The sequence below is a fragment of the Aequorivita sinensis genome (assembly GCF_006346335.1).
GTDB classification, from domain to species: Bacteria; Bacteroidota; Bacteroidia; order Flavobacteriales; family Flavobacteriaceae; genus Aequorivita; species Aequorivita sinensis.
The window spans coordinates 1-25,551 of sequence record NZ_VDMC01000015.1 but is presented as its reverse complement, the minus strand read 5'-3'; the positions used below and the strand labels follow the sequence as shown (position 1 = coordinate 25,551).

The 25,551-nt window shown below is 34.5% G+C and carries 18 protein-coding genes; 14 read left to right on the top strand and 4 right to left on the bottom strand.

Annotated features, from left to right (window positions below; genetic code table 11):
- Positions 1 to 97: 97 nt before the first annotated feature.
- The 3 genes from FHP04_RS12315 (at position 98) to lptB (ending at position 4,446) form a co-directional block, all read left to right on the top strand.
- On the top strand, positions 98 to 1,813 hold the full coding sequence (locus FHP04_RS12315) for a phospho-sugar mutase (RefSeq protein ID WP_139856440.1): 1,716 nt from the start codon (positions 98 to 100) through the stop codon (positions 1,811 to 1,813).
- Positions 1,813 to 3,639, top strand: coding sequence for an ABC transporter ATP-binding protein (locus tag FHP04_RS12310; protein ID WP_139856439.1), 1,827 nt, complete (start codon positions 1,813 to 1,815; stop codon positions 3,637 to 3,639). The genes FHP04_RS12315 and FHP04_RS12310 overlap by 1 nt, the downstream gene beginning before the upstream one ends.
- A 66-nt stretch (positions 3,640 to 3,705) precedes the next feature.
- Positions 3,706 to 4,446, top strand: coding sequence for an LPS export ABC transporter ATP-binding protein (gene lptB / locus FHP04_RS12305; RefSeq protein ID WP_139856438.1), 741 nt, complete (start codon positions 3,706 to 3,708; stop codon positions 4,444 to 4,446).
- A gap of 139 nt (positions 4,447 to 4,585) precedes the next feature.
- Here the strand turns inward: lptB and FHP04_RS12300 are convergent, their stop codons facing one another.
- Positions 4,586 to 5,323 (bottom strand): CDP-alcohol phosphatidyltransferase family protein, encoded by a 738-nt coding sequence (locus FHP04_RS12300; protein ID WP_139856437.1) that lies wholly within the window; start codon positions 5,321 to 5,323, stop codon positions 4,586 to 4,588.
- 127 nt (positions 5,324 to 5,450) lie between these two features.
- On the opposite strand from FHP04_RS12300, the gene FHP04_RS12295 reads away from it, so the two are divergent.
- Together FHP04_RS12295 and FHP04_RS12290 are read left to right on the top strand one after the other, a co-directional pair.
- Positions 5,451 to 6,518, top strand: coding sequence for a putative type IX sorting system protein PorV2 (locus FHP04_RS12295; protein WP_179951786.1), 1,068 nt, complete (start codon positions 5,451 to 5,453; stop codon positions 6,516 to 6,518).
- Between the two features lie 53 nt (positions 6,519 to 6,571).
- Entirely contained in the window at positions 6,572 to 7,747 is a 1,176-nt protein-coding gene (locus FHP04_RS12290; RefSeq protein WP_246051427.1) for a lipoprotein N-acyltransferase Lnb domain-containing protein, read from the top strand.
- A gap of 24 nt (positions 7,748 to 7,771) precedes the next feature.
- On the opposite strand, the gene FHP04_RS12285 is transcribed toward FHP04_RS12290, so the two are convergent.
- Both FHP04_RS12285 and FHP04_RS12280 read right to left on the bottom strand, forming a co-directional pair.
- Entirely contained in the window at positions 7,772 to 9,058 is a 1,287-nt protein-coding gene (locus FHP04_RS12285) for a glycosyltransferase family 4 protein (protein ID WP_139856434.1), read from the bottom strand.
- Positions 9,059 to 11,494, bottom strand: a complete 2,436-nt coding sequence (locus FHP04_RS12280) for a YfhO family protein (RefSeq protein WP_139856433.1) — start codon at positions 11,492 to 11,494, stop codon at positions 9,059 to 9,061.
- Positions 11,495 to 11,726: 232 nt separating this feature from the next.
- Here FHP04_RS12280 and FHP04_RS12275 point away from each other — a divergent pair, with 232 nt between their 5' ends.
- The 3 genes from FHP04_RS12275 (at position 11,727) to FHP04_RS14525 (ending at position 13,511) form a co-directional block, all read left to right on the top strand.
- Positions 11,727 to 12,500 carry an O-methyltransferase gene (locus tag FHP04_RS12275; protein WP_139856432.1) on the top strand — a complete coding sequence of 258 codons (774 nt, stop codon included), beginning with the start codon at positions 11,727 to 11,729 and terminating at the stop codon, positions 12,498 to 12,500.
- A 116-nt stretch (positions 12,501 to 12,616) separates the two neighbouring features.
- Positions 12,617 to 13,321 carry an ABC transporter ATP-binding protein gene (locus FHP04_RS12270; RefSeq protein ID WP_139856431.1) on the top strand — a complete coding sequence of 235 codons (705 nt, stop codon included), beginning with the start codon at positions 12,617 to 12,619 and terminating at the stop codon, positions 13,319 to 13,321.
- A 19-nt stretch (positions 13,322 to 13,340) separates the two neighbouring features.
- The gene (locus FHP04_RS14525; protein WP_158319145.1) at positions 13,341 to 13,511 is read left to right on the top strand and encodes a hypothetical protein; all 171 of its coding nucleotides are present in this window, start codon (positions 13,341 to 13,343) and stop codon (positions 13,509 to 13,511) included.
- Positions 13,512 to 13,587: 76 nt separating this feature from the next.
- Here FHP04_RS14525 and FHP04_RS12265 read toward each other — a convergent pair whose 3' ends face one another.
- Positions 13,588 to 16,077, bottom strand: coding sequence for a GEVED domain-containing protein (locus FHP04_RS12265; RefSeq protein WP_139856430.1), 2,490 nt, complete (start codon positions 16,075 to 16,077; stop codon positions 13,588 to 13,590).
- Positions 16,078 to 16,454: 377 nt separating this feature from the next.
- Between FHP04_RS12265 and rplS the strand changes: the two genes are divergently transcribed.
- From rplS to FHP04_RS12235, 6 genes are all read left to right on the top strand, one after another.
- Positions 16,455 to 16,805, top strand: a complete 351-nt coding sequence (gene rplS / locus FHP04_RS12260; RefSeq protein WP_139856429.1) for a 50S ribosomal protein L19 — start codon at positions 16,455 to 16,457, stop codon at positions 16,803 to 16,805.
- 705 nt (positions 16,806 to 17,510) lie between these two features.
- Positions 17,511 to 19,739, top strand: a complete 2,229-nt coding sequence (locus FHP04_RS12255) for an NADP-dependent isocitrate dehydrogenase (protein ID WP_139856428.1) — start codon at positions 17,511 to 17,513, stop codon at positions 19,737 to 19,739.
- Positions 19,740 to 19,804: 65 nt separating this feature from the next.
- The gene (locus tag FHP04_RS12250) at positions 19,805 to 22,165 is read left to right on the top strand and encodes a TonB-dependent receptor (RefSeq protein WP_139856427.1); all 2,361 of its coding nucleotides are present in this window, start codon (positions 19,805 to 19,807) and stop codon (positions 22,163 to 22,165) included.
- A gap of 4 nt (positions 22,166 to 22,169) precedes the next feature.
- On the top strand, positions 22,170 to 22,970 hold the full coding sequence (locus FHP04_RS12245; RefSeq protein WP_139856426.1) for a DUF4249 family protein: 801 nt from the start codon (positions 22,170 to 22,172) through the stop codon (positions 22,968 to 22,970).
- A gap of 26 nt (positions 22,971 to 22,996) precedes the next feature.
- A complete protein-coding gene (murQ, locus tag FHP04_RS12240; protein ID WP_139856425.1) occupies positions 22,997 to 23,812 on the top strand; it encodes an N-acetylmuramic acid 6-phosphate etherase in 816 nt (271 codons plus the stop codon).
- Positions 23,805 to 24,029, top strand: a complete 225-nt coding sequence (locus FHP04_RS12235) for a DUF6095 family protein (protein WP_139856424.1) — start codon at positions 23,805 to 23,807, stop codon at positions 24,027 to 24,029. The genes murQ and FHP04_RS12235 overlap by 8 nt, the downstream gene beginning before the upstream one ends.
- Positions 24,030 to 25,551: the final 1,522 nt, after the last annotated feature.

Sequence of the window (25,551 nt, the reverse complement as noted above, 5' to 3'; positions counted from 1 at the left end):
CTTAGAGTATGGAGAGATCCAACTTTAAGTACTTTTTAACTTTAGCAGACTTTAGGCACTATATTTATGCCTATTTTTGCACTTTTAATTTAAGAAAATGATTTACGTAGATCCGAAAATTTTAGACCGCGTTAACCAGTGGCTCACCCCTTTTTTCGACGAGAAAACTCAACACGATATTAAAGAAATGATCGCAAACGATCCTGAGGGGTTGGAAGACAGTTTCTACAAGAACCTTGAGTTTGGAACTGGTGGAATGCGAGGCATTATGGGGCTTGGCGACAATAGAATTAATAAGTATACCCTAGGGAAAAACACTCAAGGTCTTTCTAACTACTTAAAAGAAAAATTCCCTAACCAAGATATAAAAGTAGCAATTGCATACGATTGCAGACACAATAGTAAAACATTTGCAAAAGTTGTTGCTAATGTTTTTTCGGCAAATGGAATAAAAGTTTTCCTTTTTTCAGACTTACGCCCTACTCCAGAGCTTTCATTCGCAGTAAAACACCTAGGATGTCAAGCAGGAATTGTACTTACCGCTTCACACAACCCACCAGAATACAACGGATATAAAGTGTATTGGGAAGATGGCGGGCAATTAGTACCACCTCAAGACGGAGAAATTATTTCTGAAATTAATTCCCTTAAATACGAAGACATAAAGTTTGAAGCAAATGAAGGTTTGATTCAGAATATAGATTCAGAAGTTGATGAAGCTTTCGCCAAAGCATCTGTTGAAAACGGAACTTTTAATACTTCAGAAGAAGCACGTAAAAACCTGAAAATCGTTTTCACTTCACTTCACGGAACTTCAATCACGATGATTCCAAAGGTTTTGAATCAAGCTGGCTATAACAATGTATTAATTGTTGAAGAGCAGGCAGAGCCAAATGGAGATTTCCCTACAGTAAAATCACCAAACCCTGAAGAACCTGCAGCCTTAAAAATGGCTTTGGAACTCGCTGAAAAAGAAAATGCAGATATTGTTATCGGAACAGACCCAGATTGTGATCGATTAGGGATTGCAGTTAGAAATAGCAATAACGAAATGGTTCTTTTAAACGGAAACCAAACAATGGTTTTAATGACGCATTTCCTTATTGAACAGTGGCAAAAAGCAGGAAAACTGAACGGAAATCAGTTTGTAGCTTCTACGATAGTTTCCACTCCAATGGTTGAAAAAATCGCTAATCACTACAACGTGAAATATCTTGAAGGTCTAACAGGCTTTAAATGGATAGCAAAAATGATTAAAGACAATCCTGAGTTAGAATTTATTGGCGGCGGGGAAGAAAGTTTTGGGTATTTAGTTGGTGATTTTGTTCGCGATAAAGATGCTGTTACCGCTACTCTTTTAGCTTGTGAAATTGCAGCCCAGAAAAAACACGCTGGCAACAGTATGATTCAATACCTCAATGACGTTTACAACCAATTTGGAAATTATCGCGAACATTTAATTTCTCTTACAAAAAAAGGTAAACAAGGTGCTGAGGAGATTTCAAATATGATGAAAGAACTCCGCGCTAATCCATTTAAGGAAATTGCCGGAAGTAAGGTTTTGAGAATGGATGATGTTTCTAAAAATGAAACCACAGACTTCATCAAAAATGAAACTTCAACATTAAATCTTCCAAAATCTAATGTATTAATTTTCTATACTGAAGACGGAAGTAAAATTGCAGCAAGACCAAGTGGTACTGAACCAAAAATAAAGTTCTACATTAGCGTAAACACTTCAGAAAAAGAAAATTTTGAAGGGATTCTTAAAAAGAAAATAGAGGCTATTGCAGCACAACTAAACATTAGTTAATGAATTATTTCAAAAAAATACTGCGTTACGCCTACCCGTACAAGAAATATGCATTCCTCAATATATTTTTCAACATATTGTATGCGTTATTTAGTACACTTTCATTTGTAGCATTAATCCCAGTTTTAGAAATTATTTTTAGCAACCAACGTACACTTGGCCCAAAGCCAGTTTACGAAGGCATTACCAATTTAAAAGATTATTCGCAGGAATACCTTAATTACTTTATTATAGAAAGTATAAACAATCTAGGAGAGTTTAAGGTGCTAATGTATATGGTAGGAATTATCATTTCGCTATTCTTATTGAAGAACTTAAGCAACTACTTAGCTTTGTTTTACGCAACCTTTCTTCGGAATGGGGTATTAAAAGATCTAAGAAATGCTCTTTACAGTAAAGTTGTAAGTTTTCCTTTGGCGTTTTATTCTGAAAAAAGAAAAGGTGACACTATATCTAGATTAAGTGGTGATGTAGATGAAGTTAAAAACTCCGTTCTTTCAGTATTAGAAATGATTGTGAGAGAACCACTAACCATTATTGCATCGCTAATATTTATGCTTTTTATTAGTGCCAAACTTACCCTTTTCGTTTTCTTGTTTTTACCTATTTCAGGATTTTTCATTTCAAAAGTTGGAAAAACATTAAAGAAAAAGTCCTTAAAAGTTCAACAAGAACAAGGTGTTTTCCTTTCTATTTTGGAAGAAACTATGGGAGGTCTTCGCATTATTAAAGCCTTTCACGCCGAAGAACTTTTTCAGAAAAAATTTGAAGACAGCAACGAACGATTCTACAAACACTCTAATCAAGTAATGAACAGGCAAAACCTAGCTTCACCTTTAAGTGAACTTCTAGGGATTATAACAATCGGAATCTTGCTAGTTTACGGAGGGTATTTAGTTTTTATCGACGAAACATTAGAAGCTAGTTTCTTTATTGGGTATATTATGCTTGCTTATAATATTCTTACTCCGGCAAAGGCGATCGCTAAAGCTAGTTACTCTTTAAAGCGTGCAAACGGTTCTGCGGAGCGTATATTAGAATTGTTAGAAGCCGAGAATACAATTACCGATATTGAAAACCCTGTTCAGAAAGAAGATTTTGACAGCACAATTTCGATTAAGAATATTTCGTTTAAGTACGAAGATCAATACGTGCTTAAAGACTTTTCGTTAGAAATTCCTAAAGGAAAAACTGTTGCACTGGTTGGACAATCTGGTAGCGGAAAAAGTACAATCGCCAATTTGTTAACACGTTTTTACGATGTAAACAAAGGGAGTATAGAGATTGATGGTGTTGACATTAAAAATATTTCGAAAAAATCTTTACGCGGTTTAATGGGAATTGTATCACAAGATTCTATTCTCTTTAATGATTCCGTTGCCAACAACTTAAAGCTTGGGAAACCTTTAGCTACCGATGCAGAATTAATGGAAGCTACTGAAATTAGTAATTCGTATGAATTCATTAAAAATTTACCCGATGGCTTTAATACAAATATTGGTGATAGCGGGAATAAATTAAGTGGAGGCCAAAAGCAACGATTGAGTATTGCTAGAGCTGTACTTAAAAATCCACCAATTATGATATTGGATGAAGCTACCTCGGCCCTAGACACAGAAAGTGAGCGTTTGGTTCAAGATGCATTAGAAAAAATGATGCAAAATAGAACTTCGATTGTTATTGCGCATAGACTTTCTACCATTCAAAATGCAGATAATATAGTGGTACTTTCAAAAGGTGAGATTGTAGAACAAGGTAAACACCAAGAACTATTAGAGAAAAAAGGAGTTTATTACAATTTGGTTGAGATGCAATCGCTAGCGTAATTTAAATAATTAATATCTTCGTATCCCGAAACTTCGGGAGTGGTCGAACCTTCAGAAAAAGAATAAATGAAACTAAAAGCCGAAAACTTAGTAAAATCTTATAAAGGCCGAAAGGTTGTAAAAGGCATCACAGTTGAAGTAAACCAAGGAGAAATTGTTGGTTTGCTGGGGCCGAATGGTGCTGGTAAAACCACCTCGTTTTATATGATAGTAGGGTTAATTAAACCCAATGGCGGAAATATTTATTTAGAAGGAACAGAAATCACCAAATACCCAATGTACAAACGTGCTCAAAATGGTATTGGTTATTTAGCGCAGGAAGCTTCAGTTTTTAGAAAACTAAGCGTAGAAGATAATATTTTAAGCGTTTTACAACTCACTAAACTCTCCAAAAAAGAACAACGTGCCAAAATGGAATCGTTAATCGAGGAATTCGGTTTGGGACATATACGCAAAAACCGCGGAGATCTTTTAAGTGGTGGAGAAAGACGTAGAACTGAGATTGCAAGAGCATTAGCAACCGACCCTCACTTTATTCTTCTAGATGAACCTTTTGCAGGAGTTGACCCTGTAGCTGTAGAAGACATACAGCGTATTGTAGCGAAGCTTAAAAACAAAAACATCGGAATCCTTATTACCGACCACAACGTTCAAGAGACGCTCGCTATTACAGACAGAACCTACCTTATGTTTGAAGGAAGTATTCTAAAACATGGAGTTCCAGAAGAATTAGCTGCCGATGAAATGGTACGTAAAGTATATCTAGGTCAAAACTTTGAGCTTAGAAAGAAGAAGTTAGAATTCTAATTTTTCAATCTACCTTATATTAATCTTTACTGATGGAATTTTAAACTTCAATTATAGATTAAAAGTATAATCACCCTATTTTTCAATTGAAAACTCAATAATCTTTACGAGCAAACATCAAATCTTTTTCCCTAGTAATTTAGCTTTTCCAGAACATTGAAAGCAATATGTAAATCAAGATTATAAAAGGTATTGCTAAAAACTTCAGAAAAACTAAAAGCACAACACACAATAGTAAAAACACATAACGAACTGCATTACTTTTAAAATCCCAAGTTTTAAACTTTAAAGCGAAAAGTGGTATTTCAGCATTTAGCAGTACACAACTTAATAATGTCATCCCAATTAAGAACCATTTATTAAGAATTATCGTTTCAGCTAAATCTGAAAATTGAAACTGTAAAATTAGAGGAAGACTTAAAATCAATAAAGTATTAGCAGGCGTTGGCAATCCAATAAATCCAGAGGTTTGGCGGGTATCAACATTAAACTTTGCCAAGCGGTAAGCAGAAGCAATTACAATCATTAACCCTAAAAGAGGTAAGTAGTTATTAAAACTTACGTTCCACCCGTCTAAAGAAAAAATCTCCGTTAGCGTTTGCATATGTCCGAAGATAGAAAGATTCAATAACTGAAACATTACTACTCCTGGTACTACTCCACTTGTAATAACATCTGCAAGAGAATCTAACTGAAGTCCAATTTCACTTTGTGCTTTTAACAAACGCGCTGCAAGTCCATCAAAAAAATCAAAGAATATTCCTAGGAATGCAAAAACTGAAGCTATTATTAAATCGCCTGAAACAGCGAAAAGCACTGCTACACATCCACACATAATGTTTAACGATGTGATGATATTTGGTATTTGTTTTATCATAATTTATTGGTAGGAAGTGTAAAAATAACAAAGTATTTTCGTCCTATGCTAATTTAAGGCAATATGTCTATAAATTTTAAGTTTAATATTTTATAAAATAGTGTCATATTTGCCCAAATTTCCAGGCTTGAAAGATAGATTATTCCTACTTATCGTACTTATTTCGGTTTTTGCCCAAGCTCAAACCGCACGTAAATATTCCAACGAATTCATGAACATTGGTGTAGATGCTGCTGCATTTGGTATGGCCAACGCTGTGGTAGCTTCATCTAGCGACGTAAATTCTGGATATTGGAACCCCGCTGGATTAGTAAACCTCGAAGACAAACAGCTATCCTTAATGCACGCATCGTACTTTGCAAACATCGCAAATTACGATTACGCAGCCTTTGCAATGCCGCTAGACGATAGAAGTGCTGTAGCACTTTCTGCAATACGTTTTGGTGTGGACGATATCTTAAACACCACTCAGCTTATTGACGATGAAGGAAATATAAGATACGATCGAATTAGTAAATTCTCTACAGCAGATTATGGGTTTACATTTTCATACGCTCGAAGACTCCCTTTAGACGGTCTTAACTATGGCGTAAACGCTAAAGTGATTAGACGTGTTATCGGTGATTTCGCATCATCTTGGGGATTTGGATTGGATGCAGCTGTGCAGTTTAGAACTGAAAACTGGATGTTTGGAATAATGGCTCGAGATATTACTACAACGTTTAACGCTTGGAGCATAGACGAAGAAAAGTTTGCTGAAATACAAGGAGCCGTAGAAGGTCAAAATCAAGAGTTACCTGAAACCACCGAAATTACTATCCCAAAGCTTCAATTAGGGGTAGCTCGAAAATTTGTTTATCGTCACGACTTTTCTCTTTTAGCTGAAGTAGATTTAAATTTCAGATTTGCTGAAACAAACGACATTATCTCTACTTCATTTGCAAGTATTACCCCCTCTTTAGGACTTGAATTCGCGTATATTGACATGGTTTATGTTCGAGGTGGAGTTGGTAATTTTCAAAATATTAAACAACTTGATAATTCTGACGCTGTAGGATTTCAGCCTAATATTGGCGTTGGATTTAGATATAAAGGTATACAAGTAGATTACGCATTAACTGATATTGGTGACCAAAGTGCGGCACTGTATTCAAATGTTTTCTCGCTGAAATTAGATTGGGAAATTTTTAGATAATAAAATTGAACTTTTAATAAGATATTTATAAAACATATAATCGTTTATAGGTGGTGAAAAATTACATAGTATTACTTCTTTTATTTTTTTCGGTTTCAGCAAATGCACAGTTTGCGCAATTATCTGAAGCTTCCGAAATAAGTATTATCACAATTGGTCCCGGAGCTGAACTTTACGACAAGTTTGGACATAGTGCTTTCAGGATTCAAGATAGTATCAACGGAATGGATGTGGTGTTTAACTACGGTGAATACGATTTTAACACGCCGAATTTCTACCTTAAATTCGCTCAAGGTAAATTACTTTATCAACTAGGCGTAGATTATTACAAAAACTTCTATCCTCGTTATGTAGCGCAAAATCGCTGGATGAAAGAGCAAGTTCTAAACCTTACGCATTCTGAAAAACAAGAACTCTCCGACTTTCTATGGAATAATGCGCGACCTGAGAATAAAAAATACAAATACGACTTCTTTTATGACAACTGCGCCACTAAAATGCGCGATGTTGTTTGGACAGTACTCGGAAAGCAATTGGAGTTTAATGACGATCATATCAACGAAGAACTAACTTTTAGGCAATTAATTCAGCTAAACCTTGAAGCAAATTCTTGGGGAAGTTTAGGAATAGACACAGCTCTTGGTGCTATAATAGACACAAAAGCAAAGCCGATTGAATATCAGTTCCTACCAGAATATGTATTCCAAGGAGCCGCTAACGCATATATTAATAGAAATGGAGAAAAAGTTTCATTGGTTAAAACAACCAACACTTTATACAAAAACACTCCTACCCCACCCCAAAGTAATTTCTTTTTAAGTCCACTATTTATTTTAGGACTTATTGGAGCTTTAATCGTTTTTATAACCTACAGAGACTTTAAAACAAATAAACGAAGCCGCTACTTAGACTTAATTATTTTTCTATCTACAGGTATTATAGGAATTCTCCTTTTCCTTCTTTGGTTTGCTACAGACCATAGTGCGACTGCTAATAACTACAATTTGTTGTGGGCTTTTCCTATTTCAATTTTCGTAATTGTAGCGGTTGCAAAAAAGGATATTTCTCCAAATATGAAGCGTTATTTTATGCTTTTATTAGTGCTTTTAAGCCTACTAACCCTTCATTGGATTACAGGCGTACAAGTTTTTGCAATTGGCCTATTGCCATTGCTAATTGCTTTGGCAATTCGCTATATATTTTTAGTGTACTACGTAGGAAAGAAATAGAAAGTTGAACTAAAAAGATGTAAATTATAAGCTAACATCTTTTATCAAAGCCGACATCTGTTTTGTAAGTTGCTTGCGACTAAACCTATCAACTCCTTCGGAAGCAACTTGTAAATCACCTGTCTTATACTGTTTATAAAGTCGGAGAATTTCATTTTTTAATTCCTTGTCTTCAGAGTAATCAAAAAATCTTCCAGATTTTGTTTCATCCACAATCGCTTCTATATCACTTTTATTTGGCCCTAAAGCAATAATTGGACGCTTTGCAGCTAAGTATTCAAAGAGTTTTCCAGGAATTATGGCTCGAGTTTCAGCGCTATTTATTTCAACTAAGAGTAGTACTTGACTTTCATTTTGCAGTTTTAAAGCTTCAGAATGTGATACATACCCTAAAAATTTGCTGTTTTCATCTAGATTAAACTCAGATAGACTTTCTTTTACTTCATCACTAACTGCACCAGCAAATTTCAGTTCTAAATCCTTCTTAAAAGAAGTGTTTTTCTTACATATTTCAGCAAGTATATACCATAGATTTTTTGGATTTCGCTCACTTAATAAAGAACCAATATGAGAAATAGTAAACTTTAAATCTCGGTTGTAGTTCACCTCTTCCGTTATGTCGAAACCATTTGTAATTACTTCAATTGGTTTGTTTGTAATTTCCTGAAATTCTTTTTTAGTGGTGGGGCTCGTAACGGTTACAACATCGGCAGTATTTAGCACAGCAGCTTCCAATGCTTTGTGCTTTTTTTCTGAAGTTTTATTTAAGCGAAGTGATTTGTGGTAATGTATCGTTGTCCAAGGATCGCGAAAATCTGCAATCCATTTTACATTTAATTCTTTCTTAAGCTGCTTCCCAATTAAGTGAAGACTATGTGGTGGCCCTGTGGTGATAACAACATCTACAGCATTGTTCTCGAGGTAATCTGATAAATATTTTACCGAAGGTTTCACCCATCCTACTCTAGCATCGGGAATAAAAAAATTACCGCGCACATACAGCATTAACTTTTCAATTGCAGTAGAATCTTTTTTAGGGATAATTCCACTGCTCATCTGCTTAGTTTTCTTTTTTGAAAAGAATTTAGCAAATCGATATGGTTCCTTAATAGGATGTTTTATAATCTCAACATTTGAAGGTATCTCAGAAGAGAAATTTTCATCGACTAATGGATAATTCGGATTTTCTGGGATATAAACAATTGGCTCTACGCCGAATTCTTTGAAGTACTTCACGAATTTTAACCAACGCTGAACACCTGGGCCGCCTGCTGGAGGCCAATAATATGTAACTATAAGAGCACGTTTCATTTACTCCTTAATTTCCTTTTTCCGAAATGTAAAATACAACCCGCTTAATAAAATTAATAGAAGAATGATACTACTTATTGTAGATATTGTACTACCTGTCTGAATTACCTTAGGCTCAAATTTGAATTCAATCTTATTATTACCTTCAGGTACAATCATAGCTCTTAATACATAATTTGCTCTAAAATATTCTGCAGGTTTACCGTTGATATAAACATTCCATCCTTTAGGATAATAAACTTCAGAAAATATCCCTAGTTGTTCCGTTTTGGTTGAAGCTTCATACACTAAGTGATTTGGTTTATAGCTTACAAGTTCAATAGAAGCTGTACTATCTCTAGCTACATTTTTAGCAGGTATTTTGGAAAGGAATTCCTGGTTGACTACAGCAGTCTTTTTAGTATCTAAACTATCTAAAAGTCGAATTTCCTGATCTGCATTTTCTGCCGGTTGTACGTTATCTACAAACCAAGCATTTCCATTTGCATAAGGATTTCGTTGCGCTACCGGTCCTCCATTTTTATTCTGTGCAATGATGTAACGAACATTCATCATATTCAGAATCCCAATATTTCCTTGGCTGATATAAAACTCAAACAAATCTTGAATTCTTCCAGGCTTTGCAGCGTGATATCCTCCTAATGCCTTGTGATAAAAGCTTGCACGTGCACTGTTGAATGCATTTGTAGTAGCATCATAAACCCTGAAATGACCATCGTCTTCTAAGATTTGAATATCAGCTCCATTTTTCTGAAATGGTTCTTCAACCAATCTAGCTTGAACAAAATCATCCTCGTTTACATATCGTCTATCAACGCCAACTAAATCAACTAACACTAAAACGCAAAGTCCTGCAATTGCAATTCCTTTTTTCAAAGTTCCTTTCATAAAAAACCAAAGAACTGCAGCCGATAAAATCACAAATATTAATGATCGGATAGCATCAGAAGTAAAAAGCGACATTCTATCTTCACGAATTGCTTCTAAAAATGGTAGTCCCATTTCCTCCCTAAAGTAACTATCATATGGACTTGCAAAATCAAAAAGTGTCGATTTAAAAAGAATAAATATCAAAGTAAGGCCTCCTACAATTCCTGTAGAATACAACAATGCTTTTTTCTTTTCCTTCTCCCTTTCAAAATTATTGAAGAATTGGTGAAGCCCAATTACCGCAAGAATAGGAATTATAAGTTCTAGTATTACTTGAATAGAAGAAACGGCTCTAAACTTATTGTAAAGCGGCACGTAATCTATAAAGAACTCGGTGAGCCCACTAAAGTTCTTACCCCATGAAAGTAGTAAGATTAAAATAAAAGCAGAAACAGACCACCATTTTAATCTACCTCTAACTAAAAACAGAGCCAATACGGCAAGAAATATCATAATTGCACCAATATATGCAGGTGCACCAACAAACGATTGATCTCCCCAATACATAGGTATCTGACTTAAAACTTGATTTGCTTCTTGAGGTGAAGCGCCCATGCGCAGTAAGACTTCAACAGTTTTTGAATCTTCAGGGAAATCTTCAGTAGAACTTCCTCCCATAAAGCGAGGGATAAATAAGTTGAAGCTTTCAAGCTTTCCGTAGCTGTATTCCGTTATATAGTCGTAATCTAAACCAGTCTTATTGTCTTTTGGAGTACCATTTGCATTAATAGTTAATTCCGATTTTCCACGAGTTGAAGTGTCGGCATATTCTTTTGTTGCTAGAATATTAGTTGCATTTAAACCAATGGCTATTATAACCGAAATACACATTAACCCAACAGCTTTGAAGAAATGAGATAATTCTTTCTTTTTATATGCATCAATTAAATATACGATGCCTATAATTACTACTAAGAGCATTAAATAATATGTCATTTGGAAGTGATTTGCAGTCAACTCCAATCCCATCGCAACTGTTAAAAGCAAAAATCCCCAAAGATATTTTCGTTGAAAAGTGAGAAATATTCCGCTTAACACCAATGGCATATAAGCAATCGCATGTGCTTTAGCATTATGCCCAACCCCCAATATTATTATTAAATACGTTGAAAACCCAAAGGCTAAAGCTCCTAGGAAAGCAAGTTTGTAATCTACTTTCAACACTAAGAAAAGAATATACATTCCTATAAAGTATAGGAATAGATAATCTGCTGGTCTCGGTAAAAAACGAATAGCAAGATCTAATTCTTTTATGTAGTTATTCGGGTATTTTGCACCAAGCTGATAGGTAGGCATCCCACCAAAAGCAGCGTCTGTCCAAAAAGTTTCTTCCCCTGTATTTTTTCGAAAATCATTTTGCTGTTTTGCCATCCCAGTATATTGAACAATATCACTTTGGAATATTTTTTTACCTTGTAAAACCGGGTTAAAATAGGCCAAGGAAGCAACTATGAATAACACGAAAACAACTAAATGTGGAAGTAACTTTTTGTAGTTAAACTGCATAATAAGGCATGTATAATTTGAATCGGGGAAATTAGCAAAAAAATATCATTAATCTATGGCAATAAGCGAGAGTATGAAGCAAAAACAACAGCCATTTTTAATCTTGAAATAAATCTTCTTCAAGAAAATTTGGCGCAATGCCACGGTTAGAATTACTTTGTAGCCTAGATTAAATTTGAAAAAATCTACCAATTCACTTAAACAGAAACTTAATTCGGATTATTTTTCCACAATGATTCACCAATCAAAAAGCTATCTTGAGTTTTTAAGACGTTCTAAGAACAAGCACGGGGTTCACTCCCCCTTTGTGTTCAACCTTATTACGAAATGTTTTAATGATAAAACTAAACATCCTGAATACAAGATTTTAAAGCAGTATAAAAAAACTTTAAAACAAGATAAGTCCGAAATCAACATGACAGATTTCGGTCAAGGCTCAAGAGTTTTTAAAGGAACAAGCAGGAAAACTTCAAGAGTAGCAAAGCAAGCTGGAATGAAATTGAAACGCCAAAAGCTTTTATTTCGTCTAGCTTCCTATTTAGAAACTATAAATAATTTAGAACTAGGAACCTCATTAGGAATTAGCACAGCAGCCTTAGCTTTAGGCACCAAAAAAGGAAAAGTTTTAACTGTTGAAGGTTGCCCAAACACTGCTAAAAAAGCCGAAGGTTTATTTGAAGAATTTAATTTGAATAATATTCAACTTGAGCAAAACACTTTTATTGATTTTTTATCAACTCCTTCTCAAGATAAATACGACTTAATTTTTATTGATGGTGATCATAATGGGGAACGCACTTTAAAGTATTTTGAAAAGTTATTAGCTTTTACACATAATGACACTGTAATTGTTTTTGATGATATTTATTGGAGTAAAGGGATGACCGAAGCTTGGGAAAAAATTATAAAGAATGAAAAGGTTACCGTAAGCATCGACACCTTTCAATGGGGATTAGTGTTTTTTAGAAAAGAACAGCTTAAGCAACATTTTGTAATTAGAGTATAAAATAGACTCACTAAAACTCGCTTAAAACATTTAAAAACAGAAGTTGTAACAGATATCTTAACTTTGCGTCCTATAGTCGGGATAAACATAGCTCCTAAATCTAGAACTAATAAAATATGAGTTTAGTAATTAAAATTCGAAATATAACTAGAGATTTTCCTTTAGGATCAGAAACCGTAAAAGTTTTAAAAGGAATAGATTTAGACATAGAACGTGGGGAATACGTAGCGTTAATGGGACCATCTGGTTCTGGAAAATCTACATTAATGAATTTACTTGGATGTTTAGACACTCCTACTTCTGGAAGCTACGAGCTTAACGGAAAAGACGTTAGCAGTATGAGTGATGATGAACTTGCCGAAATCCGAAATAAAGAAATTGGCTTTGTATTTCAAACTTTTAACTTACTACCTAGAACAACTGCTCTTGAAAATGTAGCCTTGCCAATGATATATGCAGGAGCATCAAAAGCAGCACGTACCGAAAGGGCAAAAGAAGTGCTTACCAATGTAGGCTTAGCAGACAGAATGGACCACAAACCTAATCAGCTTTCGGGTGGACAACGACAAAGAGTTGCTGTTGGAAGAGCATTAGTAAATAGACCTTCTATTATTCTTGCTGATGAACCAACAGGAAATTTGGATTCTAAAACATCTGTGGAAATAATGAATCTTTTTAATGAAATTCACAAAGCAGGAAACACTGTTATACTAGTTACGCACGAAGAAGATATTGCCGATAATGCACATAGAATTATTAGGCTTCGTGACGGAAAAGTGGAAAGCGACACTAGAAAAGAAGTTATAACAGAGCAGATATAATTTATTAAATATTACAAATATGATTGATCTTTCAAATCCTATCGTATTAATTGTTGGCGGTGTTATTTTACTTGCATTGCTATATTTCTGGAATAAGAGCAACGCTTCTAAACTGCGTAATCGCAGAAATAAATCCTTCAGAAGCAGTTATTACGAACGTAAAAAGGAACGAGAAAAAGAAAAGGAATAGGTAATTCTACAATATAAAAATCCCCTTTAAAACTAAGTTTTAAAGGGGATTTTACTTTTAAGCTATTAAGCTGTGATTAAAACTTCACAATCTTAAAACTCTTTTCATTGCCATTCACCACAGCCTTTAGAATGTAAGTTCCTGTTGAAAGTGAGCTTACATCTAATTGTGTTTGTTGCGATTTAGGACTTATTTTAATCAATTGCTGACCTAGTAAATTGTATAAAATTACTTCAGAAATAATTTGATCAGATTTTAAGTTTAATTGATTTTGAACAGGATTCGGGTAAATATTGAAATTGTTAAAGCTATAATCATTAACAGACATTGGCTCTACCACACTAACAAAATAGTCTTCCGCTTCACCGTAAGTATATTTTTCACAAGGCTCAATTTCAGAATTTGATTCGTAACTATGTAATCTAATTCTAAGCCTATAATCTCCTAAATCCTGATTTGCAGGAACAGTAAATTCATAGCTTGCTAGTCCATTACTTGGGAAACCATTACCTAGTGTATTAGCAATTTCTTCATCATTATCAAAAATTCCGTCTTGTCCAAAATCTACCCAAGCACGTAAATCTTCATTTATTGGATCTGGAGATCCAGTTTGAATTTCTATGGTATAGGTTTTTCCTTGTTCTAGATTGGCAGGAGTTACACTTGTATAATCACCATATCCATCTACAGAGCAACCTGTTTGATTTTCAAATACTACCTCTCCATTTGCATTTTTAAAACGAACTGAACTAATAACACCATCAAAATCACAACCTATAACATATTCTGGCTCGCAATAGCAATCCGTTGGAGCATTTATATCAATACTTACCACGTTGCTTGTATCAGATTCACCTGAAAAACTACACTCTATATAGAATCTGAAATCTGTAGCTTCAGTAATCCCTTCTGAAATGATATAGACCAAAGTGTTTGAGTCAGGAAGCGTTGTCCAATCATTTTGTCCTTGTGGACTACTTTCCCAATGGAAGGCTACTCCTGATGCTTGAGTCACCCCACTAACGCTAAGTACTATTTCTGAATTTGGACAGATAGAATCTGGCCCTACTGCAGTACCTGCATCAGGCTGACCTGAACAATCTACACTACCTATAATATCTACAGAATAATCGCGAACCATTCCCCAAGGGGCATCTGGAACACAAGGATCCACCGGCATTTGCCAATATTGTAAAAATACGCGCATACGGAAATGTCCCTCTGGAGCATCTGCAGGAATATTTAATGTAAGACTTTTCTGCGTACCACTTACTGATCCAACAGAACCAACTATTTCATCGGTTTCAAAAGAACCGTTATTATTAAAGTCAATCCAAACTGCTACAAAATCATCGGTAGATCCTGAAGAAATTTGTGCTACATATTCAAAACCAGTAGCCAACTCAACCGACTGATTTGTTCTGTCATCATAAGAGGCTGTTGGACATGTAGTATCTAAGTCGCTAATACCCGTTCCGTTTTCACCTTCTAAAATAAAATCCTTGATATAGTCACCAAATTGATTACAACCATTTGTGAAAACGGGGATACAATGACATTCGTTTGCTGGTTTTAATGTAATTGTTAATGGGTCGGAATACACAGGAGAACTACTTCCGCATTGTACTACAAAACGATAATCAGTATCTGTAGTAATGCTTTGATATAAACTAAAGTTTGTAGCTCCACCTAAGTCTTCCCAGCTACCACCAGATTCGCGAATTTGCCATTTGTAAGTCAACCCTGACTGACCTTGAGTAGCTCCTGTTACTTCCAATAAAAACTCTGTGTCAGAACATATTTCATTTGGACCTTGTACAGTTCCGGCAGAAGGTGTTCCACTACAAGCAGCTATATCCTCACAATTACCAAACATAGAAAGTACACCATCGCCAAATTCTCCTGGACCAGGCACAAAAGTTTGAGTATTAGGGTTAAAAACATAAACCGGGTAAGTAGTATTTACATTGGTAGTTGTAACTTCCATAAACCCATTAGTGCTACCAATTGATATTTTAATTGCAACCCAATATATAGTAGTGAAAGAGTTTCCTTGAAATTCGAATGGGGAATCAAACTCTACAGTAACAGTAAGGTGATCATGATTGTTTACAATTCCATGGTTTTCAATATTTGAAGGCGTTATTCCAAGTTCTGAACCAATAAGAGTACCTGGTCCATTACCTGTATCATTATAATAATAAACATCTACAGATTGAACCGGAATTCCAGGTTCAACCATGCTGTTAAAGCTCAAGCTTTCCATTGTAAAGCTTTTGTTTGCCGGAACCATTAAGTCGTTGGCCATTTGTACTTCTCCTAAATTGGAATATCCATCCTCAATAACTGGAGGTGCAGAAGTAATTTGATTACAAGCTGCTGTAAATGGCGCCGGATTTAAATCAGATAATAGCGTTTTAGAATTGTTAAAAATTGATCGCTCTCCAAAGGTTGTTATAGGAGCTTTGTCTTTCCAAGTACCAACATTATGTGGGGATTGTTGAGCACTTGCTTGCCAAAATATAGCAAGAAAAGTTACTAGAGTTAGAAGGGAGTTTTTAATCATAAAATTTAAGTTTGATTTATTGTTATTAATTTTTTGTTAAAACTAAAATAAGCTATATTTCTAAACAACAAATCGGTTAAAGATTTATCATCACTAACCTTCTTTTAACAATAAGAGTCCTATTATAAGATTATAAAACTTGTGAAAATATAAGTAGTATCTTTGAAGACTTTACTAAGCTTTTCATATTTAAAACGATAATGCTGGTAGAGTTTTTTGACAACTTAACTCACTTAATACTAATTAAAGATGTTTTGTTTTAAACTCAAAAAAAACTTGTCACATATTATAAATTGCTTACTTTTGCACCCACTTAATTCAACCTCTGGCGAAAACCGCGAATGTTGTTTTAAATTAAACCCTATCAATTTAACAAAATGGAAGAGTTAATTAAATTTGTTGAAGACGAATTTGTTACAAAAAACGAATTTCCTGAATTCGGAGCTGGAGACACTATTACTGTGTACTACGAAATCCGTGAAGGTGAAAAAACAAGAACTCAGTTTTTTAGAGGTGTTGTAATCCAAGTAAAAGGAACTGGAACTACAAAAACTTTTACAATCCGTAAAATGAGTGGAACTATTGGTGTAGAGCGTATTTTCCCAATCAATATGCCAGCACTTCAAAAAATCGAGGTTAATAAAAGAGGTAGCGTGCGTAGAGCTCGTATTTACTACTTTAGAGGCCTTACTGGAAGAAAAGCCCGTATCAAAGAAAAGCGTTCATAAGGTATTCTTTGTTGAAAACTCTCAAAAGCCCTGTTTTAACAGGGCTTTTTTTATGAACAATTGTTAACAACTGTTGTTCGTAAACAGTGGATTTTTAATAAGTTATAAATTATTACAATACCGATAAAGAGTCTTATATTAGCAATATCAAATAAAGTTTAAAAACTTTTTATTGATATAAAGTAACGTTCTTTTACACTATTCTTTTCTAATTTAATATGAAGCTATCAACCTTAATGGATGTTTAGTTTTTAAATTTTAAAAGAGTAACTGAAAACACTTTATTAGCTTTTTTTAATTGTTTGAAGTATTCACGATCTTTAGATTATTAGTACTTAGATTAAAAAAAGTGTTGGGTAAGTTTTAAAATTTAAATTGACCTTCGGGGAAATTAAGATAGCAAAACGAAACCCGTGTAAGTAAACTACAACTGCAAGAATATAATAACCTTGCTTATAATATACCATAGAGTATATTGGTTGGTAAAAGTTTACATACAAGGAGCCATATCATTAGTATTTATACTTTGATATGGCTTTTCTTGTTTTTGGAAACCCTCTTATTTATTCAATATTAAAGGTGGATTTTAAATCTTTGCAAATCCTTAACTTTTAAACTACTATACTCTCTTTTAAAACCCCCACCAAATAGCTATATTTGCATTCCGAAAATTTTAGATATTTATTTCTTATAAAAAACATTTCAATGACAAATTCTTCAAAAATTATATACACCAAAACCGATGAAGCACCGGCTTTGGCAACACACTCGTTTTTACCAATAGTTGAAGCATTCACTTCTCCAGCAAATATAGAAATAGAAAGTCGCGACATTTCACTAGCTGCTCGAATTCTAGCTGTATTTCCAGAAGCTCTTACTGAAGAGCAACGTGTAAGTGATGATCTTGCTTATTTAGGAAAACTTGCCAAATCTCCGGAGGCAAACATTATTAAACTTCCAAATATCAGTGCTTCTATTCCACAATTAACAGAAGCAATTGAAGAATTACAGAAGAAAGGATTTGACATTCCAAATTATCCTGAAGACCCACAAAATTCAGAAGAAAAAGAAATAAAAGCAAAATACGACAAAGTAAAGGGAAGTGCTGTAAACCCAGTTCTTCGTGAGGGTAATAGCGACAGACGTGCTCCTAAAGCCGTAAAGAACTATGCTAAAAAACACCCGCACAGCATGGGTGCTTGGAGCAGTGACAGCAAAAGCCACGTTGCAACAATGCAAGAAGGTGACTTCTTTCACAATGAAAAATCGCTAACATTAGCTTCAGACGATACTTTAAAAATTGTATTGGTTGAAAACGACGGTAATATAACTGTCTTAAAAGAAAACTTAAAAGTTTTAAAAGACGAAATCATCGATGCAACGGTGATGAGCAAAAAAGCTTTAATTTCATTCTTAGAAGCTCAAGTTGAAGATGCAAAAGCGAAAAACGTTCTGTTTTCTGTGCATTTAAAAGCTACCATGATGAAGGTAAGCGACCCTATTATTTTCGGGTATGCTGTAAAAGTTTACTTTAAAGACCTTTTCGAAAAGCACGCTCAAACTTTTAAAGAGTTAGGTATCGATGCAAACAATGGTCTTGGAGATCTAGAAAATAAACTTTCAGAATTAGCTACAGATAAGAAAAACGAGATTCTTAACGATATTAAAAATATAATCGACAAGAATCCTGATTTGGCAATGGTAAACAGTGACAAGGGAATTACAAACCTTCACGTTCCTAGCGATGTTATTATAGACGCATCTATGCCAGCTATGATTCGTAACTCTGGTAAAATGTGGGGTCCCGATGGAAAAAGCCACGATACTAAAGCGGTAATCCCTGATAGTAGTTACGCAGGTGTTTATCAATCTACTATAGATTTCTGTAAAAAACATGGTGCTTTCGATCCTACTACAATGGGAACAGTACCAAATGTTGGATTAATGGCTCAAAAAGCTGAAGAGTACGGAAGTCACGACAAAACTTTTGAAATTCCTGCAAATGGAAAAGTTCAAGTTATAAATAACTCCGGTGAGGTAATTATCGAACACACTGTTGAAGAAGGTGATATTTGGAGAATGTGTCAAGTAAAAGATTTACCAATTCAAGATTGGATTAAATTAGCAGTTTCTCGTGCTAGTGCAACTGGAAGTCCTGCTGTTTTCTGGCTAGATGAAAATCGTGCACACGATGCTGAATTAATTAAAAAAGTAAATACTTACCTACCAAATCACGATACTGAAGGTTTAGAAATAAAAATTCTTTCTCCAGAAAAAGCAACTGAATATACTCTAGAGCGCGTGAAAGCTGGTGAAGATACTATTTCAGTAACTGGAAACGTATTACGTGATTATTTAACAGACCTTTTCCCTATTTTAGAATTAGGAACTAGTGCTAAAATGCTTTCTATCGTTCCTTTAATGAACGGAGGAGGATTATTTGAAACTGGAGCTGGAGGTTCTGCACCTAAACACGTTGACCAATTTTTAGAAGAAAACCATTTACGTTGGGATTCTCTAGGAGAGTTTTTAGCTTTAGCTGTATCTTTAGAACATCTTGGAAGTAAGAATGACAATCATAAAGCAATAGTTTTAGCTGAAGCTTTAGATGAAGCAACTGAAAAATATTTAGACAATAGTAAGTCTCCTTCACGTAAGGTTAAGGAAATTGACAATCGCGGAAGTCACTTCTATTTAGCTATGTATTGGGCAGAAGCACTTTCTAAGCAAGATAAGGACCAAGAATTAAAAGATATATTCACTCCAATTGCTGAACAATTAAAAGAAAAGGAGAACAAAATCAATGAAGAATTGACAATGGTTCAAGGGCATTTAGTTGATATAGGTGGTTATTACGAGCCAACTGAAAAATTAGTATTTGAAGCTATGCGACCAAGCAAAACTTTTAATAATATACTTTCAGAAATAAATTAAGATTATAAAACGTTATAAAACCTTCAGCATTGCTGGAGGTTTTTTTATACCTAATAATATTTCAATTGAAAAAAATACTAGTATTCCTATTTTTTTTTACAAGTGTTGTAATCTTTTCTCAAGAAAAATTTACACTTAGTGGGACTGTTTCAGAAGCAAGTTCTGGCGAAACACTTTTTGGAGTAAACGTTATTATTCCGGAATTACAAACAGGGACGGTAACTAATCAATATGGATATTATTCAATTACACTTCCTAAAGGGAATTATAATGTCACCTATAGTAATATAGGGTTCGCATCCCAAACTGTTGATGTTGCTCTTTCAGAAAACATAAAGCTAGACTTAGAACTTGCTACAGATACTGAAAACTTAGATGAAGTGGTTATAAAAGCAAATGCAGAAAACTTAAGTGTTCGCAGTTCTCAAATGAGCGCAAACACTCTCTCATCGGGAACAATTAAAAAAATCCCAGTGGTTCTAGGTGAAGTTGACGTTATAAAAGCCATTACATTACTTCCTGGAGTTACCAGTGCGGGTGAAGGAGCTAGCGGTTTTAATGTTAGGGGTGGTGCGTCTGATCAAAATTTAATACTATTAGACGAAGCTACCATTTATAATTCCTCACATTTATTTGGTTTCTTTTCTGTCTTCAATCCAGATGCTATTAAAGACCTTACATTGTATAAAGGGGGAATTCCTGCTCGATATGGAGGAAGAGCATCTTCAGTTTTAGATATTTATCAAAAAGATGGTAATAAACGAGAATATCACGCAAGTGGAGGAATTGGTTTAGTTGCAAGCAGATTATTATTAGAAGGCCCAATAAAAAAAGACAAAGCTTCTTTTTTGATTGGAGGCCGAAGTAGTTATGCACACTTATTTCTTCCGTTATTTGATAACGATAACATTGCCTACTTCTACGATCTAAATACAAAACTAAGCTATAATATAAACGACAATAATCGTCTTTTCCTATCCGGATATTTTGGAAGAGATGTTTTTGAAATTTCAGATAGTTTTACAAATAACTTTGGAAACACAACTTTAAATCTTCGTTGGAATCACCTTTACTCCGATAAGTTGTTTTCAAATTTATCTTTAATCTACTCAGATTATTATTACGGCCTAGCGCTGAAATTTGTTGAATTCGATTTTGATAGTGGTATTCGTAATTTCAACTTAAAATACGATTTCACGCATTATATATCAAATAATATTGATTTGCGTTACGGACTAAATAGTATTTACTACAAGTTTAATCCAGGAGATGTAAATCCAACCACTGAAGATTCAGGAATTAATCCTTTTAAGCTAACCGATAAATACGCATGGGAGAACGCGGCTTACGTGGATGCTAAAATAGATTTTTCCGATAAAATTTCAGTACAGGCTGGACTTCGACTATCTACATTTAATCGTTTAGGACAAGATGAATTGTTTCTTTATGAAAACAACAATCCTTTAAATTACGATTCTAATCTTAAGATATACCGAAAAGCAAAACCTATCGATACAGTATCATATAGCAGAAGTGAAACTATTAAATCATTTATAAACTTAGAACCTCGATTTTCTATTTCCTATTTATTAAATGAAAATTCTTCTATAAAGGCGAGTTACAACAGGATGTCGCAATATATTCACCTTATAAGTAACACTACCTCTCCTACTCCTTTTGATATTTATGCACCAAGTGGAAAGTATATTGACCCACAATTGGCAGATCAGGTGGCTTTGGGATATTTCAGAAATTTTAAAAATTATTCTTTAGAGATTGAAACATTTTATAAGGAAGTAAAAAACAGACTAGACTATATAGATGATGCCGATTTAATTGCAAATAATGCCATTGAGCAAATTTTATTAAACGGGGAAGCAAGAGCTTATGGATTAGAGGTCTTATTCAAAAAAACAACTGGTAGGTTTCAAGGTTGGCTAGCTTATACATTGTCTAAAAGTGAACAAAGAACACCTGGGCGTACGGAATTTGAAAGCGGTATAAATAATGGAGAATGGTATAATAGTCCGTGGGATAAATCGCATGATATATCGGTTACAGGACAATATGAACTTTCAGAAAAATGGTCTTTTGGTGCCAATTTTATTTTCCAAACAGGGATACCAACCACTTATCCAGAAGGACAATATGTATATAACGGAATGGTTGTTCCAGTTTATGAAGCCCGTAATAGTAGTCGTCTATCTCCGTTTCATCGTTTAGATCTATCAGCCACTTGGACTCCAAAACCTGAAAGTACAAAACGCTGGAAAGGCGAATGGGTGTTTAGCGTCTATAACGCTTACAATCGTAAAAATGCAGCGTCTATTAGATTTAGCGAAAATACAGATATCGGAAAAAATGAAGCGGTTAGACTATCTATATTTGGTATAATTCCGTCAGTTACTTATAATTTCAAATTTTAATACTATGAAGAAAATATATTTATTAGTTTTTTTCTTCGGAATTCTTACTTCTTGTCAAGATGTTATAGAAGTTGAACTTAATGACGCTCCTCCCCGATTAGTTATAGAAGCCAATATTAATATTCTAGAAGATGGCTCTTCATTAAGTAGTTTGGTGAAACTTACAACTACAGCTCCATTTTTTGATAATGTTGTCCCTATAGTTGAAGATGCAATTGTGCTAATTACTGATGAAAATGGCGTTGAATATCCGTTTGAATACCGCGGTGAAGGACTTTATCAAGGAACTTTTCTACCACAAGAAGACATAGACTATTCCCTTAAAATAATTTACGACGACGAAGTTTATACAGCTACAACACAACTTCAAACCACAGCTACCTTAGAATATGTTAATCAGCGTGACGATGGAGGTTTTAGTGGAGAGGATATCGAACTAAAAGTCTTTTTTAATGATCCTATAAACGAAGAGAATTTTTATTATTTTACCGGAATTACAGAAAAAGGGACTGTACGTAGCGTTTACAACGATGAGTTTTCTAACGGAAATTTAAATTTTGGTTATTATGTAGTAGAAGATTTAACTCCTGGAGATAGTGTTATTTTTAATCTTTATGGTGTTGATGAAGACTTTTATAATTATATGTTTGTTCTTTTACAACAAATCGGTGGAGGAAGCGGTCCGTTTGACACGCAACCAGCGACTGTAAGAGGAAACATAATTAATGAAACAAATCCTGAAAACTATCCGCTAGGATATTTTAGAATATCTGAAGTATCAATACTCAATTATATAGTTCAATAAAATTAATATTAGCCTTAACTTTATAGATGAATTTTTTAAAAACCACTGAATCAGATTCAAAATACAATCATTTAGAAAAAATGAGTGTGCAAGAACTGCTTCAAAATATAAATAATGAAGACAAAACAGTAGCTTTTTCTGTTGAGAAAGCGCTACCTGAAATAGAAGCTTTAACCGAAAAGGTAGTTGAAAAATTAAATACTGGTGGTAGATTATTCTATATTGGAGCAGGAACAAGCGGTAGATTAGGAATTGTAGATGCAAGTGAGTGTCCTCCTACCTTTGGAGTATCTCCAGATTTGGTTATTGGGTTAATCGCGGGAGGAGATTCAGCCATACGAAACGCTGTTGAATTTGCTGAAGATTCTGAAAACCAAGGATGGGAAGATCTTAAAAAAGAAAATATTACCGAAAAGGATATTGTAATTGGTATCGCTGCTTCTGGTACAACACCTTATGTAATTGGTGCCTTAGAGAAGTGTAATAAAAATAATATTGCTACAGGTTGCATCACTTGTAATGAAGGAAGTCCTTTAGCCTTAACTGCACAATTTCCAGTAGTTGTTACTGTAGGTCCAGAATTTGTTACAGGAAGTTCACGTATGAAGGCTGGTACAGCCCAGAAACTTGTTTTAAACATGATATCAACTACTACAATGATTCAATTAGGACGAGTTAAGGGGAATAAAATGGTAGATATGCAATTGAGCAATAATAAACTTGTAGATCGAGCTATTAAGATGATTACAGCCGAACTAAATATCTCAAATGAAGAAGCTGAAAATCTTCTAGCGAAATATAAGAATGTTAGAAACGTTTTAAATAATTATCACAATGAGTAAAGGACACACAGATTTTAATTTATTGAAAAAAGGATTAAAATATATGGCAATTGCCTTGCCATTACTCTTTTTAGGTCCTTATTTACTCACTTTAGCATTTTTGAATAAAGACACCAATATTATCTATATGATTCTTCCAGTTGCTCTTATTACTTGTGTAGGAGCAATATTCCTATGTTTTAAAGGTATAAATACAATCATGAAATCTATATTTTAAAATTGTATTCATTTATGACAGCAGTTTTTCTAGATGTTATAACTTCTTATTTTATATAAGAAGATAAAGTTTACATATTTAAAAGAGGCCACTATATATCTTTATAGTGGCTTTTTTGTTTATAAACTAGTGGTTTGAACCTTAAGAATAGCACCTAAACTATTTTGGTTATGCTGCAACCTCTATTATGCTTCCTGTAATTTCAGATTAGAACAAAAAAATTTTAATCACCTCCAATACTAAAAGGTTGACAAAAAAGGAAGGCGGCTTGAGGAGTTAAAAACGGTTCTTGCAGGGTTACTTTGGTAACGCTGCAATCACCACCCACACTGTGGGCGAGTAGAAAGTTTTGAGTTTAGGGCAAAAGAAGTTTTGATCACCTCCAATACTAAAAGGTTTCAAAAAAAGGAAGGCGGCTTAAGGAGTTAAAAACGGTTCTTGCAGGGTTACTTAGGTAACGCTGCAATCACCACCCACACTGTGGGCGAGTAGAAAGTTTTGAGTTTAGGGCAAAAAAGCCTTAATCACCTCCAATACTAAAAGGTTTCAAAAAAAGGAAGGCGGCTTGAGGAGTAAAAACGGTTCTTGCAGGGTTACTTTGGTAACGCTGCAATCACCACCCACACTGTGGGAGTGTAGGTCATTCTATTTATAACTTTAGAAAAACAACTTTCAAATAAAAGGAAGAAGAACAATCTCCTAAAAGATTAAATCGGTAATTTGTTATTTCAGTTTAGGGCAATAAAAGCTTTCATCAACTCCAGTTAATAATAAGGTTGACAAAAAAGAAAGTCGGCTTGAGGAGTTAAAAACGGTTCTTGCAGGGTTACTTTGGTAACGCTGCAATCACCACCCACACTGTGGGCGAGTAGAAAGTTTTGAGTTTAGGGCAAAAGAAGCTTTAATCGCCTCCAGTTAATAATAAGGTTTCAAAAAAAGGAAGGCGGCTTGAGGAGTTAAAAACGGTTCTTGCAGGGTTACTTTGGTAACGCTGCAATCACCACCCACACTGTGAGCGAGTAGGACGTTTTGAGTTTAGGGCAAAAGAAGCCTTAATCACCTCCAATACTAAAAGGTTGACAAAAAAGAAAGTCGGCTTGACGAGTAAAAACGGTTCTTGCAGGGTTACTTTGGTAACGCTGCAATCACCACCCACACTGTGGGCGAGTAGAAAGTTTTGAGTTTAGGGCAAAAGAAGCCTTAATCACCTCCAATACTAAAAAGTTTCAAAAAAAGGAAGGCGGCTTGAGGAGTTAAAAACGGTTCTTGCGGGGTTACTTAGGTGACGCTGCAATCACCACCCACACTGTGGGAGTGTAGGTCATTCTATTTATAACTTTAGAAAAACAACTTTCAAATAAAAGGAAGAAGAACAATCTCCTAAAAGATTAAATCGGTAATTTGTTATTTCAGTTTAGGGCAAAAAAAAACCTTCATCAAGTAAATGATGAAGGTTTTAAAGGAAGGCGGCGACCTACTCTCCCACAGGATTGCAGTACCATCGGCGCAAACGGGCTTAACT